Raw genomic sequence first — 14,555 nt, forward strand, 5'->3', positions numbered from 1 at the left:
GAGCGGTGGAGACCGCTCGGAGCCTCAGAACGTGTAGTCGACGATCACCGGGGTGTGGTCGCTCCAGCGCTCGGCATAAGTCGCGGCGCGGGCGACGCGGTAGTTGGACGCGCGCTCCGCGAGAGCCGGGGTTGCCAGGTGGTAGTCGATCCGCCAGCCGGAGTCGTTGTCGAAGGCCTGGCCGCGCATGGTCCACCAGGTGTACGGGCCCGCGACCTCGCCGGCCGCGACGCGTCCCACGTCCACCCAGCCGAGTCCCTTGCCGTCGCCCTCCGCGGCATAGGGGCGGGTGTCGCTGAGCTGCCCGACCATCCCGCGGCCGATGCCCTCCTGACCCACGGCGGGCTCGCCGGCGGCGCCGAGGAAGCGGTCGAAGTATGCTCGCTCACGAGCCAGATAGCCGGACTTCTTGACGTTGCCCTTCCAGTTCAGGATGTCGAGGGGCCGGTGTCCCACGTTGAGGTCGCCCGTGACGAGCGCGAGTGCTCCGTCCGCGCCGAGCTCGCCCATGCGGGTGGTCATCGCATCGAGGAACTTCCACTTCTCGTCCTGCTTCGGAGTGTCGGCCTCTCCGCTGTGCACGTAGGCGCTGACGACCGTGAGCGGGGTGCCGCCGAGGGAGAAGTCGGCCTCGAGCCAGCGCCCCTTCGAATCGAAGTCCTCGGGGCCGAACGCCGTGCGCGAGGCGAGGGCCGGCTCGCGGCTCAGCACCGCGACGCCCGCGCGGCCCTTCGCCGTCGCCTCGTCGTGCAGGATCGACCATCCGGGGAACGCCGCCTCGAGGTGTTCGTCCTGCGCACGCACCTCCTGCAGCGTGAGCACGTCGACGCCGGCGTCGTCGAGCCAGCCGTGCATTCCGTTGCGGACCGCGGCGCGGATCCCGTTGACGTTGACCGTGGCGATACGCAGGTGGGGCATGGTTCCCAGCCTAACGAGGGCCCCCGACATCGTCGTTCCGGCGTGACGACCGGATACGCTCGGCGCCCTCCGCGCGTCTGGGCCGGCCGGGGCGGGAGCCTCCGCGCCGCGGGCCCTCGATCAGGAGGGCGAGCATGCTCTCCTCGTTCTGCGCGGGAGCGGACGCCGCCTCGTCCGCGAGCGCGTCGCCCCACTCCTCGCGCGCCTCGCGCGCCGCGCGGGCCGTCGCGCGCCGGCGCCACCACGGCGCGGCCTCGTGCTGCTTCTCGGCACGGCGCAGCCGCGCCTCGGCAGCCAGCACGAGCGCCGCGAGCTCGGCGCGGTGCGCCGCGTCCTCATCGACCTCCTGCAAGGGCTGATCCCGGTCCTCGGCGGTCAGGGCGATCCATGCGGCGGCGACGAGGATCACGACCGATACCCATCGGCACCACAGCAGCATCGCCACGATGACCGCGAAGGTCGCCAGCAGGGGATTGCCCGGGGAGTGCGCGAGCAGCAGCCCTGCGCCCAGCTGCAGCACGACGACGGCGCCGCCGCCGAGCATCGCCCCCGGCAGGATCGTGCGCCAGGCGAGCCGGGTGCCGGTGAGGAAGCGCACGAGCAGCGCGATCGCCGCGGAGTCGATCGTGAACATCACCACGACCGAGCCGAGCCGCGTCAGCACGTCGAAGGCCGTGGTGCCGAGATGCCAGCCGAACAGGTCGAACACCTGCCGCAGAGCCCACACGCCGACGAAGCCGAGGATGGATCCGGCCAGCAGCGCCAGCCCGAACAGGATCCCCGCGGTCCCGTCGCGGAGCTTCAGGAGCACGAAGCTCCGGTTGTCGTAGGGCAGCCCGAAGATGTCCCGCACCGCCCGCCGTGTGAAGGTCACCGCGGTGATCCCGGTCCAGGCCACGACGACCGCGGCGACGAGGCCGGTGATGCTCAGCACGCCGCTGGCGCTGGAGGCGAGCGACTGCACATCGTCCGGGTGCACCAGGCCGTTGTCGCTGACGATGCCGGGGATGTAGCTGTTCGCGATCGCGGTGAGCAGTGTGATCGCCTGCTGGCTGCCGCCGAGCCAGAGCCCGGCCGACGCGAATGCGATGTAGAGCAGGCCGAACACCGCGAACAGGCCCTGATAGCTCATCCCGGCGGAGAGCAGGAAGCCGTTGCGCTGCAGGAATCTCCGCCACACCCGGATCGGGAACGCCCGCATGGTGCGGCGGGTGATCGCCGCCGCGCGCTCGATGGGCGCCTCGAAGCGCGCACGCAGCTCCGAGTCCGAATCCACCACGCTCTCACCCTAGCGAGTGCTCCGGGGCCTCCCGCCGCCGGTGGGGGAGACGCGGAGAGGCGCCACCCGTACGGGTGGCGCCTCTCCGGAGTCGCGGAACCGATCCTGTTACGGGCGGCCGCGCAGGACCGCCTGCTTGACCTCGGCGATCGCCTTGGTGACCTCGATGCCGCGGGGGCACGCCTCGGTGCAGTTGAAGGTGGTGCGGCAGCGCCACACGCCCTCCTTGTCGTTGAGGATGTCGAGGCGCACGTCGGCGGCGTCGTCGCGGGAGTCGAAGATGAAGCGGTGCGCGTTCACGATCGCGGCGGGGCCGAAGTACTGCCCGTCGGTCCAGAACACGGGGCACGACGAGGTGCACGCGGCGCACAGGATGCACTTGGTGGTGTCGTCGAAGATCGCGCGGTCGGCGATCGACTGCACGCGCTCCTTGCCCTTCTCCGGCGCGCTGGTCGCGAGCAGGAACGGCTTCACCTCGCGGTACGCCGCGAAGAACGGATCCATGTCGACGACGAGGTCCTTCTCGAGCGGCAGACCCTTGATCGCCTCGACGTAGATCGGCTTGGAGATGTCCAGGTCCTTGATCAGCGTCTTGCAGGCGAGGCGGTTGCGGCCGTTGATGCGCATCGCGTCGGATCCGCAGATGCCGTGCGCGCAGGAGCGCCGGAACGTGAGGGATCCGTCGACCTCCCACTTGATCTTGTGCAGCGCGTCGAGCACGCGGTCGGTCGAGTACAGCTCCACGTCGTAGTCGACCCAGTGCGGTTCGCTGTCGACCTCGGGGTCGAAGCGGCGGATGTTGAACGTGACGAGGAAGGACTGCACGCCGGTGTCTTCGACGACGGCCTCAGAGACGACTTCCTCAACGACGGCGGCGGACATCAGTACTTCCTCTCCATCGGCGGGTAGTTCAACTCGCCCTGCTCATTCTTCGTGAACACGACCGGCTTCCAGCCGAGCTTGATGTGGTCGCTCGGCGTCGACGAGTGCGGGTCGCCGGTCAGGTACGCCATCGTGTGCTGCATGTAGTTCTCGTCGTCGCGCTTCGGGAAGTCGTCGCGCATGTGGCCGCCGCGGCTCTCCTCGCGGTTCTGCGCGGCGTAGACGACGACCTCGGCGATGTCGAGGAGGAAGCCCAGCTCGACGGCCTCGAGCAGATCGGTGTTGAACCGGTGGCCCTTGTCGTCGACGTGCACGTTCTTGTAGCGCTCGCGCAGCTCCGCGATCACGCCCAGCACGTGCTGGAGGGAGTCGTGCGTGCGGAAGACCTGCGCGCCCTTGTCCATCTCCTCCTGCAGCTTCTTGCGCAGCACGGCGATGCGCTCGGTGCCCGCGTTGTTTCGCAGCCCCTCGAGCATCTCCTTGACCGCGGCCTCAGGCGCCTCCGGGAGGGGCAGGAACTCGGCCGTCTTGACGTACTCGACGGCGTTGCGGCCGCTGCGCTTGCCGAACACGTTGATGTCCAGGAGCGAGTTCGTGCCGAGGCGGTTGGCGCCGTGCACCGACACGCAGGCGCACTCTCCGGCCGCGTACAGGCCGGGGACGATGGTGTCGTTGTCGGCGAGCACCTCGCCGCTGTTGTTGGTCGGGATGCCGCCCATGGCGTAGTGCGCGGTCGGCATCACGGGGACCGGCTCGACGACCGGGTCGACGCCCAGGTAGGTGCGCGCGAACTCCGTGATGTCGGGGAGCTTGGTCTCCAGGACCTCGGCGCCGAGGTGCGTGCAGTCCAGCAGCACGTAGTCCTTGTGCGGACCGGCGCCTCGGCCCTCCGCGACCTCCTGCACCATGCACCGGGCGACGATGTCGCGCGGCGCCAGGTCCTTGATCGTCGGGGCGTAGCGCTCCATGAAGCGCTCGCCGGAGGCGTTGCGCAGGATCGCGCCCTCACCGCGTGCGCCCTCGGTGAGCAGGATCCCGAGACCGGCGAGGCCGGTCGGGTGGAACTGGAAGAACTCCAGGTCCTCGAGCGGAAGGCCCTTGCGCCACACGATCCCGACACCGTCTCCGGTCAGGGTGTGCGCGTTCGAGGTGGTCTTGAAGATCTTGCCGAAGCCGCCGGTCGCGAAGATCACGGCCTTGGCGTGGAAGACGTGCAGCTCGCCGGTGGAGAGGTCGTAGGCGACCACGCCGGCGATGCCGGTCTTGCCCGCCTCGTCCTTCACCGTGATGAGGTCGAGCACGTAGAACTCGTTGAAGAAGTTGATGCCGAGCTTCACGCAGTTCTGGAACAGCGTCTGCAGGATCATGTGGCCGGTGCGGTCCGCCGCGTAGCACGCACGGCGGACGGGCGTCTTGCCGTGCTCGGCCGTGTGCCCGCCGAAGCGGCGCTGGTCGATCTTGCCCTCGGGCGTGCGGTTGAACGGAAGGCCCATGTTCTCGAGGTCGATGACCGCGTCGATGGCCTCCTTCGCGAGGATCTCCGCCGCGTCCTGGTCGACGAGGTAGTCGCCGCCCTTGACGGTGTCGAAGGTGTGCCACTCCCAGCTGTCCTCCTCGACGTTCGCGAGCGCCGCGGCCATGCCGCCCTGCGCCGCGCCCGTGTGGGAGCGCGTGGGGTAGAGCTTGGAGATCACCGCGGTCTTCGCGCCGGGGCCGGCCTCGATCGCCGCACGCATGCCGGCGCCACCGGCGCCGACGATCACGATGTCGAACTGATGGTGGTGCACGCCGTTCTTGACGACGGAATCCTGGGTCTCAGTGGTCACTGGTTCTGCCTTTTCTCTGAGCTTTCTCGCCGCTGCCGCGGGGGAGCCTGTCTCGTCGCTGATCGCCGGGCTAGTTGCCCAGCGCCTTGCAGGTGTCCCACATGGCGCCGCTCTCGAACACGCCGTTGCAGGGGTCGAAGGTGAACACGACGAGGGTGCCGAGCAGGATGAGCAGCGCGGCGGCCAGGCCGAGCACGACCAGGAGGGTCTTGCGGATGCCCGCGTGGCCGACGTAGTCGTTGACGACCGTGCGCATGCCGTTGGCGCCGTGGATGAGCGCCAGCCACAGCATCAGCACGTCCCACCACTGCCAGAACGGCGTGGCGTACTTGCCGGCGACGAACGCGAAGTCCAGGGCGTGGATGCCCTCGCCGAGCATGAGGTTGACGAACAGGTGGCCGAAGATCAGCACGACGAGCACGACGCCCGACACGCGCATGTAGATCCAGCCCCACTTCTCGATGTTGAAGCCCTTGTTGCGGCGCGGAGCCGCCATGTGCTGCGTGGTGAAGACGTCCGCGGCCATCAGCTGGCACCTCCCACGTGCGAGAACACGTTGATCAGGTGGCGCGGCGCGAAACCGGCCATCAGCACCAGCCAGAGGCCCATGACGATCCAGAACATCTGCCGCTGGTACCGGGCGCCCTTGGACCACACGTCGACCAGGATGATCCGCAGGCCGTTGAGGGCGTGGAACACGATCGCGGCGACGAGCACCGTCTCGCCGAGCCCCATGATGGGGTTCTTGTACGTGCCGAGGACGGCGTCGTACGCCTCCGGCGAGACCCGGATGAGCGACGTGTCGAGCACGTGCACCAGGAGGAAGAAGAAGATGGCGATTCCGGTGATGCGATGCAGAACCCACGACCACATGCCTTCGCGACCCCGGTAGAGGGTGCCGCGCGGCGTCTTGGACGTGGTTTCCGCAATCGAAGGTGTCAAGCGAGTGCTTGCGGACACAGTCGTCCTCCCTGATCGATAGCGAAGGATCGCGGCGCGCAGGCGTCCGATCCCCCTCATCCTATTCCTGTCAGCTGGCTGGGAGCGACGAAGGCGACCCTTAGCACGATGCGGTTTCGCGATCGGAACCATGCACGATTGCGATCGTGCGCGCGTGCTCCGGGGAGTCGCTCGGGGGGTGCTCGCTACGCTGGTGACCATGCGCGAGCCGATCTCTGACTTCTACGCCGTCATCCCCGCAGGAGGCATCGGGAGCCGGCTGTGGCCGCTGTCCCGTGCGGACGCGCCGAAGTTCCTGCACGACCTGACCGGCTCGGGGCAGTCGCTGCTGCGCGACACCTGGGACCGGATCGAACCGCTCGCAGGCCACGATCGGATCGCCGTCGTGACCGGCCGCGCGCATCGCGCGGCGGTCGAGGGCCAGCTCCCCGGCATTCCAGACAAGAACGTGCTCCTCGAGTCGGAGCCGCGCGAGTCGGCCGCGGCGATCGGACTCGCCGCCGCGATCCTGCACCGGCGCGAACCGGACGTGATCATCGGATCCTTCAGCGCCGATCACGTCATCCGCAGCACCCGCAAGTTCGAGTTCGCGGTGCGCGACGCCGTCGAGGTCGCGCGTCAGGGATACATCGTCACGATCGGGATCACCCCGACCGAGCCCGCCGTCGGCTTCGGCTACATCAAGCAGGGCGAAGAGCTCGAGGTGGATGGGGTGCGCGAGGCCTCGCTCGTCGAGCGGTTCGTGGAGAAGCCGGACCTGGCCACCGCGAAGACGTACTACGAGGACCGCAGCTACCTCTGGAACGCCGGCATGTTCATCAGCCGCGCCGACGTGCTGCTGGCGGAGCTCGAGCGGCACCAGCCCGCGCTGCACGCGGGACTCCTCGAGCTCGCCGAGGCATGGGACGATCGCGATCGCCGCGGAGCGGTCGTCGACCGGGTGTGGCCCGCGCTCCCGAAGATCGCGATCGACTACGCCGTCGCGGAGCCGGCGGCCGAGGGCGGCCGGCTGGCCGTCGTGCCGGGCCACTTCGACTGGGACGACGTGGGGGACTTCGCCTCGCTCACCAAGCTCATCCTCAACGGGCGCAAGAACGACCTCGCCGTGCTCGGCCCCTCGGCGCGCGTGCTGTCGGACGCGGCGAGCGGAATCCTCGTCAGCCAGACCTCCCGGGTGATCAGCCTGGTCGGCGTGCAGGACATCGTCGTGGTGGACACCCCTGACGCTCTGCTCGTGACGACCATCGAGCACGCGCAGCGCGTGAAGGGCGTCGTGGAGTCGCTCAAGCTCAACGGGCGCGGCGACGTGCTCTGACGCGTGAGGGCCCTCCACCAACAGATGCGCACCGATGTGCTCCGAAGCGGGGATCCCCTCCGGGTGCTGCTCATATGAGCACGAGAGAGCGCAGACGATCTCATGTTTGTAACCATTGCCTGTAGCGACACGGACGAGGATGCCCGATCCCCGTCACAGTCGGTAACTTTCATGAGACCCGCGATGGCCGCGGGTTCGTTTTCTGGAGGCTCGAGTGACCATCTCTCCCACCAAGAAGCTCGCCGGCGCAGCGCTCGCTGCGGGCGTGATCGTCGCACTGACCGGTTGCGGTTCGGCCCCGGCCCCCGCCAGCAGCTCCGGCGGGGCGAAGCCCGCCGACAGCAGCTTCAAGCCCTGCATCGTCTCGGATGACGGCGGTTGGAACGACCGTTCCTTCAACCAGTCGGCCAAGGAGGGTCTGGACAAGATCACCAAGGAGCTCGCGATCAAGGCGACCGAGCTGCAGTCCGACTCCGCGGACCAGTACGGCCCGAACCTCGAGCAGCTCGTGAGCTCCGGGTGCACGTACATCATCACCGTCGGCTTCAACCTGTCCGCCGACACCATCAAGTCGGCCAAGGCGAACCCGAAGATCAACTACGCGATCATCGACGACCTCGCCGACGGCGACCAGGACGGCAAGCCCGACGCGCCGAACATCAAGCCGCTGCTGTTCGACACCGTGCAGGCCGCATACCTCGGCGGCTACGCCGCGGCGAGCTGGTCGCACGAGAAGGGCGTCGACAAGGTCGGCACCTTCGGCGGCCTGCAGATCCCGCCGGTGACGATCTTCATGGACGGCTTCGTGCAGGGCGTGAAGAAGTTCAACGAGGACAAGAAGGCCGACGTGCAGGCCATCGGCTGGGACGTCGAGAAGCAGAACGGTTCGATGACCGGCGGCTTCGCGGCCAACGACACGGCCAAGCAGACCGCGCAGTCGATCCTCGACCAGGGCGTGGACGTGGTCCTGCCCGTCGGCGGCCCGATCTACCAGTCCGCCGCCGCCGCGATCAAGGCGCAGGGCAAGGACACGCTGATGATGGGCGTCGACTCCGACCTGGCCGTGGCGGATTCCTCGGTCGCCGACATCACGCTGGTCTCGATCCAGAAGAACATCGGCGAAGCGGTCTACGCGGCCGTCAAGGACGCGGCGGCCGGCAAGATCGACACGACCCCCTACGTGGGCACGCTGGAGAACAAGGGCGTCGGCCTGTCCAGCTTCCACGACTTCGAGTCGAAGCTGCCGAAGGGTCTCACCGACGAGCTGAAGAAGCTCCAGGACGAGATCATCTCCGGCTCGCTCAAGGTCACCTCGGTCTCCTCGCCGAAGGCCTGATTCCTCTCAGATGCGGTCGGGTGGACTCTCCGCCCGACCGCATCTGTCGTGTTCTGCAGGTCCTGGATAGGGTGCAAAGTATGAAGCTCGAGCTCCGTGGCATCACCAAGCGGTTCGGCAAACTCGTCGCCAACGACCACATCGATCTCGTGGTCAGACCAGGGGAGATCCACGCTCTCCTGGGCGAGAACGGCGCAGGCAAGTCCACGCTCATGAACGTGCTGTACGGGCTGTATCAGCCCGATGACGGCGAGATCCTGCTGGACGACGTCGTCCAGCACTTCGCCGGCCCCGGCGACGCGATGGCCGCGGGAATCGGCATGGTGCACCAGCACTTCATGCTGGTGCCGGTCTTCTCCGTCGCCGAGAACGTGATGCTCGGGCACGAGCTGACCGTGCGCGCCGGCGGCGTCGACACCGGCGTCCTCAGCATCGCCGAGGCGCGCCAGCACGTGCACGACGTGGCGGCGCGGTTCGGGTTCGACATCGACCCCGACGCGATCGTCGGCGACCTGCCGGTGGGCGTGCAGCAGCGCGTGGAGATCATCAAGGCGCTGTCCCGCAACGCCAAGGTGCTCGTCTTCGACGAGCCGACCGCTGTGCTCACGCCGCAGGAGACCGATGAGCTGATGGGCATCATGCGGCAGCTGCGCGACGACGGCGCCGCGATCGTGTTCATCACGCACAAGCTCCGCGAGGTCCGCGAGGTCGCGGACAGGATCACGATCGTCCGCCTGGGCAAGGTCGTCGGCGAGGCGTCTCCGACCGCGTCCAATACCGAGCTCGCCTCGGCGATGGTCGGCCGCGCTGTCGAGCTGACCGTGCACAAGAACCCGCCTCAGGTGCGACCGGGCGGACTCGAGGTGCGCGACCTCTGCGTCGCGCTGCCCAGCGGCCAGCTCGTGGTCGACAACGTCTCCTTCACGGTCCAGCCCGGCGAGGTGCTGGCGGTGGCCGGCGTGCAGGGCAACGGTCAGACCGAGCTCGTCGAGGCGCTCGTCGGGCTCCAGGACAAGGGTGTGACCGGCAGTGCGACCCTGAACGGCACCGAGCTCATCGGCAAGTCCGTGCGCGGCGTGCTGGACGAGGGCATCGGCTTCGTGCCGGAGGACCGCACGGTGGACGGCCTGGTCGGCTCCTTCTCCGTGGCGGAGAACCTCATGCTGGACCGGTCCTCGTCCGAGGAGTTCGTCACGGCGGGCACGATCAGCCGCAGCCGGCTGGATGCGTTCGCGCGCGGCCGGATCACCGAGTACGACATCCGCACCCAGGGCCCGGACAGCCCGGCGGGCGCCCTCTCCGGAGGCAACCAGCAGAAGGTCGTCATCGCACGGGAGCTGAGCCGGGACCTGACCCTGTTCATCGCCTCCCAGCCCACGCGCGGTGTGGACGTCGGATCCATCGAGTTCATCCACAAGCGGGTCATCGAGACGCGCGACTCCGGGGTTCCGGTGATCGTGGTGTCCACCGAGCTCGACGAGGTGGCGGCGCTCGCCGACAAGATCGCGGTGATGTACCGCGGGAAGATCATGGCGATCGTGCCGGCGTCGACGCCGCGCGATGTGCTCGGGCTCCTGATGGCAGGGGAGAAGGACGCAGCATGACCGAGCAGGATCCATCCCGGAAGCACCCCGGCGACGGGCCGAACGCGGCCGCCGAGGCGGTCGCCGCGTCGAAGACCGTGCCCTCGGGTCCGGCCGATGCCGCCGCCGCGCAGATCGCGCAGCCGGGCCCCGGCGAGAAGGCCCCGGCCCCGGCCCCGGCGCCGCGCGGCGCCGTGTTCCTGCGCGAGCTGATGCGCGGCAGCGTGGTGACGACGGTCCTCGCGATCGTCGCGGCGTTCGTGATCGGCGGCATCCTCATCGCCGTCACGGACCCGGCCGTCCAGCAGGCGAGCGGCTACTTCTTCGCACGCCCCCTCGACACCCTCTCCGCCATCTGGAAGGCCGTGTCCGACGGATACGGCGCCCTGTTCCAGGGGTCGGTGATCAACTTCGCCGCCCCCGACTTCGCGACGGCGATCACCCCGTTCACGAACACGCTGAAGTTCGCGACGCCGCTGATCATGGCCGGACTCGGCGTGGGCCTCGCGTTCCGCGTCGGTCTGTTCAACATCGGCGGCCAGGGGCAGATCCTCATCGCAGGCGTGTTCGCGGGCTTCCTGTCGTTCCAGCTCCCCTTCGACATGCCGATCTGGCTGCACATCCCGTTCTCGATCCTCGTCGGCGCGCTCGGCGGCGCGATCTGGGGCGGGATCGCCGGATTCCTCAAGGCGCGCACCGGTGCGCACGAGGTGATCCTGACGATCATGCTGAACTGGATCGCGCTGTACCTGGTCGGCTACCTGGTGCGCACGCCAGGGCTGCAGAAGCCCGGCTCGAACCAGTCCCAGTCGGTGCCGACCCCGGAGTCGGCGCGGTTCCCCGCCCTGTTCGGCGACCGGTACCCCGGTCTGACCGTGGGCTTCCTCATCGCGATCATCCTCGCCGTGGCGGTGTGGTGGCTCATGGAGCGCTCGAGCCTCGGCTTCCGGATGCGCGCCGTCGGCGAGAACCCCAGCGCCGCGCGCGCCGCGGGCATCAGCGTGCAGCGCATGTACATCTACGCGATGGTGTTCGCGGGAGCACTGGCCGGCATCGCCGGGGTGAACCAGATCAGCACCACGACGGTCGACGGCTTCAACAACGGCTTCGACTCGGGAATCGGCTTCGACGCGATCACGGTCGCGCTGCTCGGGCGCAGCCGGGCGGGCGGCGTGTTCGCCGCCGGTCTGCTGTTCGGCGCGCTCAAGGCCGGATCCTTCGCCATGGCGGGTCTCGGCATCCCGAAGGAGATCGTGGTGGTCGTGCAGTCGATCATCGTGCTCTTCATCGCGGCGCCGCCGCTGGTGCGCACGATCTTCTTCCTGCCCAAGAGCGAGGCCGAGCGCGCCGCGAAGGCGAAGGCGAAGGCCGAGCGCCACGCGGCCCGTGCCGCCCGTAAGGAGGTGGCGGCATGACCGCGATCGCAGAGGCGCCCGTGACCACCGTGGTCACGCCCGTCGCCAAGAAGCTCCCGGTCTCCCTCACCGTGGTCACGGTGCTGCTGGGAGCCCTGTTCCTGCTCGCGCCGCGGCACGGCACGGCCGTGTTCCGTCTGGACGACGGCACCACCTGGGTGAAGATCCCGGCGCAGAGCGTCCCCGCCGACGTCGTGCTCGTGGTCTCCTTCATCGTGATGGCCCTGCTCGCCGTCTGGGCCTGGATCGCCGCGGTCCGCCGCGTCCCGGCCGGCGCATGGACCCCGATCGTGTTCGCCGTTCTCGCGGTGTTCGCCTTCGTCACCTGGGCCGCCGCGGGGGCGAACGGCCAGGTGCCCGTGGTGAGCATGCTGTACGGCGCGATCTCGCTGGCGGTGCCGCTCGCGTTCGGCGCCCTGGGCGGCGTGATCGGTGAGCGCGCGGGCGTGGTCAATGTCGCGATCGAGGGTCAGCTGCTCCTCGGCGCGTTCCTCGGCGCCGTCTTCGGCACGCTCGGGCACAGCCCGCTGATCGGCCTCTTCGGCGCCATCATCGGCGGCGTGCTGGTGGCCTTCGTGCTCGCCGCGTTCGCGATCAAGTACCTCGTCGAGCAGGTCATCGTCGGCGTCGTGCTGAACGTGCTCGTCAGCGGTCTGACGACGTTCCTGTTCACGATCCTGCTCGTGCCCAACGCCAGCACGCTCAACAACACCCCGCAGTTCGGCAAGATCAAGATCCCGCTGCTCAGCGAGATCCCCGTGATCGGACCCGTGCTGTTCAACCAGAACCTCATCGTGTACCTGCTGTACATCGCGGTCCCGGTGGTCGCGTTCGGGCTGTACCGCACCCGCTGGGGCCTGCGCCTGCGCGCGGTGGGCGAGTACCCGCGGGCCGCCGACACCGTCGGCATCAAGGTCAACCCGACCCGTTTCTGGAACGTGCTGCTCGCCGGCGCGCTGGCGGGCATCGGCGGCGCGTACTTCACCCTGGTCTCGGTCCCGCAGTTCAACCGCGACATGACGAACGGCGCGGGCTTCATCGCCCTGGCCGCGGTGATCTTCGGCCGCTGGGATCCGGTGCGTGCCACGCTCGCCGCGCTGCTGTTCGGCTTCGCGACCAACCTGCAGAACACGTTCAGTGCGATCGGCACGCCGGTGCCCGGCGAGTTCCTGCTGATGCTGCCGTACGTCGTCACGCTCATCGCGGTCGTCGGCTTCGTCGGGCAGATCCGCGGGCCGGCGGCCTCGGGCAAGCCGTACATCAAGTCCTAGGAGGACATTCATGGACATCGACTGGGACGAGCTGCGTCGCGTCGCCGACGAGGCCCAGCAGAAGGCCTATGCGCCGTACTCGCACTACCGGGTGGGCGCCGCGGCGCTCGTCGACGACGGCCGGATCGTCTCTGGCTGCAACGTCGAGAACGCCTCGTACGGCGTCACGCTGTGCGCCGAGTGCGCAATGGTCGGCGACCTGTTCATGTCGGGCGGCGGGCGCCTCGTCGCGTTCCTCTGCGTGAACGGCGAGGGCGAGACGATCATGCCCTGCGGCCGCTGCAGGCAGCTGCTGTACGAGCACTCCGCACCGGGGATGCTGCTCGAGACCGTGTCCGGCATCAGGACCATCGACGAAGTGCTGCCCGACGCGTTCGGGCCGAGAGATCTGGAGAACGTCCGTTGAGTGTTGAGCCTTTCGATGCCGTCGATGTGATCCGCGCCAAGCGCGACGGCGGGACCGTTCCGGAGCCCGCGCTGCGCTGGATGGTCGACGCCTACACGCGCGGCTACGTCACGGATCCGCAGATGGCCTCGTTCGCGATGGCCGTGTTCCAGCGCGGCATGGAGCGTGACGAGATCCGCGTGCTCACCGACGCCATGATCGCGTCGGGGGAGCGGATGAGCTTCGCCGCCCTCGGCAAGAAGACCGTCGACAAGCACTCCACCGGCGGCGTGGGGGACAAGATCACGCTGCCGCTCGCGCCGCTCGTGGCCTGCTTCGGTGTGGCGGTCCCGCAGCTGAGCGGTCGCGGCCTCGGCCACACCGGCGGCACCCTGGACAAGCTCGAGGCGATCCCGGGCTGGCGCGCCGCGCTCAGCAACGAGGAGATGTTCGCGCAGCTGCAGGGCGATGTCGGCGCCGTGATCTGCGCGGCGGGATCCGGCCTCGCCCCCGCGGACAAGAAGCTCTACGCGCTGCGGGACGTCACCGGCACGGTCGAGGCGATCCCGCTGATCGCCTCGAGCATCATGTCGAAGAAGATCGCCGAGGGCACCGATGCGCTCGTGCTGGACGTGAAGTTCGGATCCGGCGCCTTCATGCAGGACATCGACCGCGCCCGCGAGCTCGCCCGCACCATGGTCGCGCTCGGCACCGACTCCGGCGTGCACACCACTGCGCTGCTCACCGACATGAACGTCCCGCTGGGCCTCGCGATCGGCAACGCGAACGAGGTGCGCGAGTCGGTCGAGGTGCTGGCCGGCGGCGGGCCCGCCGACGTCCGCGAGCTCACCCTCGCCCTCGCCCGCGAGATGCTGGCGCTCAGCGGCCAGCCCGACGCGGACGTCGAGAAGGCGCTCGACGACGGCCGTGCGATGGACTCGTGGAAGGCGATGATCCGCGCGCAGGACGGCGACCCCGACGCGGCGCTCCCGGTCGCGCGCGAGACGCACACCGTGACCGCGCCCTCGGACGGATTCGTGACCCGCATGGACGCGCTGCCGTTCGGCATCGGCGCCTGGCGCCTGGGTGCGGGCCGCGCCCGTGCCGAGGACGCCGTGGTGTTCGCCGCGGGCATCGACCTGCACGTGAAGCCCGGCGACGCCGTGCGCGCGGGGGATCCGGTCTTCACCCTGTCCGCCGACGACACGGCCCGGTTCGACCGGGCCCTGGACGCGGTCGACGGCGCGTGGGAGATCGGCGCGGAGCACATCGAGCGCGCGCCCCTCGTGCGCGAGCGCATCACGGCCTAGGCTGATTCCGGGCGCGGCGTCCGCGCGGCGCCCCGTCCGGTTCCTCTCGGAACATCCCTGACGATTCCCATCGAT

The 14,555-nt window shown here is 69.1% G+C and carries 13 protein-coding genes; 7 read left to right on the top strand and 6 right to left on the bottom strand.

Going from position 1 to position 14,555, the window contains the following annotated elements:
- Nucleotides 1-24: 24 nt before the first annotated feature.
- The 6 genes from ACFC1J_RS13615 to sdhC form a co-directional block, all read right to left on the bottom strand.
- Complete coding sequence (locus tag ACFC1J_RS13615; protein WP_375906919.1) at nt 25-918, bottom strand: exodeoxyribonuclease III; 894 nt, start codon at nt 916-918, stop codon at nt 25-27.
- A 10-nt stretch (nt 919-928) separates the two neighbouring features.
- A complete protein-coding gene (locus ACFC1J_RS13620) occupies nt 929-2,197 on the bottom strand; it encodes a YihY/virulence factor BrkB family protein (protein ID WP_375906922.1) in 1,269 nt (422 codons plus the stop codon).
- Between the two features lie 108 nt (nt 2,198-2,305).
- Nucleotides 2,306-3,079 (bottom strand): succinate dehydrogenase iron-sulfur subunit, encoded by a 774-nt coding sequence (locus ACFC1J_RS13625; protein WP_375906925.1) that lies wholly within the window; start codon nt 3,077-3,079, stop codon nt 2,306-2,308.
- Nucleotides 3,079-4,905, bottom strand: coding sequence for a succinate dehydrogenase flavoprotein subunit (gene sdhA, locus ACFC1J_RS13630; RefSeq protein WP_375906927.1), 1,827 nt, complete (start codon nt 4,903-4,905; stop codon nt 3,079-3,081). The genes ACFC1J_RS13625 and sdhA overlap by 1 nt, the downstream gene beginning before the upstream one ends.
- 70 nt (nt 4,906-4,975) lie before the next feature.
- Complete coding sequence (locus ACFC1J_RS13635; RefSeq protein ID WP_375906930.1) at nt 4,976-5,431, bottom strand: succinate dehydrogenase hydrophobic membrane anchor subunit; 456 nt, start codon at nt 5,429-5,431, stop codon at nt 4,976-4,978.
- On the bottom strand, nt 5,431-5,865 hold the full coding sequence (gene sdhC / locus ACFC1J_RS13640) for a succinate dehydrogenase, cytochrome b556 subunit (protein WP_375906933.1): 435 nt from the start codon (nt 5,863-5,865) through the stop codon (nt 5,431-5,433). Before sdhC ends, ACFC1J_RS13635 begins: the two co-directional genes overlap by 1 nt.
- 199 nt (nt 5,866-6,064) lie before the next feature.
- Between sdhC and ACFC1J_RS13645 the strand changes: the two genes are divergently transcribed.
- The 7 genes from ACFC1J_RS13645 (at nt 6,065) to ACFC1J_RS13675 (ending at nt 14,480) form a co-directional block, all read left to right on the top strand.
- Nucleotides 6,065-7,180, top strand: a complete 1,116-nt coding sequence (locus ACFC1J_RS13645; RefSeq protein WP_375906935.1) for a mannose-1-phosphate guanylyltransferase — start codon at nt 6,065-6,067, stop codon at nt 7,178-7,180.
- A gap of 214 nt (nt 7,181-7,394) precedes the next feature.
- Complete coding sequence (locus ACFC1J_RS13650; protein WP_375906938.1) at nt 7,395-8,516, top strand: BMP family protein; 1,122 nt, start codon at nt 7,395-7,397, stop codon at nt 8,514-8,516.
- An 80-nt stretch (nt 8,517-8,596) separates the two neighbouring features.
- On the top strand, nt 8,597-10,120 hold the full coding sequence (locus ACFC1J_RS13655; protein WP_375906941.1) for an ABC transporter ATP-binding protein: 1,524 nt from the start codon (nt 8,597-8,599) through the stop codon (nt 10,118-10,120).
- Nucleotides 10,117-11,514, top strand: a complete 1,398-nt coding sequence (locus ACFC1J_RS13660) for an ABC transporter permease (RefSeq protein ID WP_375906944.1) — start codon at nt 10,117-10,119, stop codon at nt 11,512-11,514. The genes ACFC1J_RS13655 and ACFC1J_RS13660 overlap by 4 nt, the downstream gene beginning before the upstream one ends.
- Complete coding sequence (locus ACFC1J_RS13665; RefSeq protein WP_375906946.1) at nt 11,511-12,785, top strand: ABC transporter permease; 1,275 nt, start codon at nt 11,511-11,513, stop codon at nt 12,783-12,785. Before ACFC1J_RS13660 ends, ACFC1J_RS13665 begins: the two co-directional genes overlap by 4 nt.
- Before the next feature lie 10 nt (nt 12,786-12,795).
- Nucleotides 12,796-13,191: a cytidine deaminase gene (locus ACFC1J_RS13670; RefSeq protein WP_309341779.1), complete on the top strand. Its 396-nt coding sequence runs from the start codon at nt 12,796-12,798 to the stop codon at nt 13,189-13,191.
- Entirely contained in the window at nt 13,188-14,480 is a 1,293-nt protein-coding gene (locus ACFC1J_RS13675; RefSeq protein WP_375906950.1) for a thymidine phosphorylase, read from the top strand. The genes ACFC1J_RS13670 and ACFC1J_RS13675 overlap by 4 nt, the downstream gene beginning before the upstream one ends.
- Nucleotides 14,481-14,555: the final 75 nt, after the last annotated feature.

This window comes from Microbacterium sp. NPDC056052, assembly GCF_042266785.1.
Taxonomy (GTDB): Bacteria; Actinomycetota; Actinomycetes; order Actinomycetales; family Microbacteriaceae; genus Microbacterium.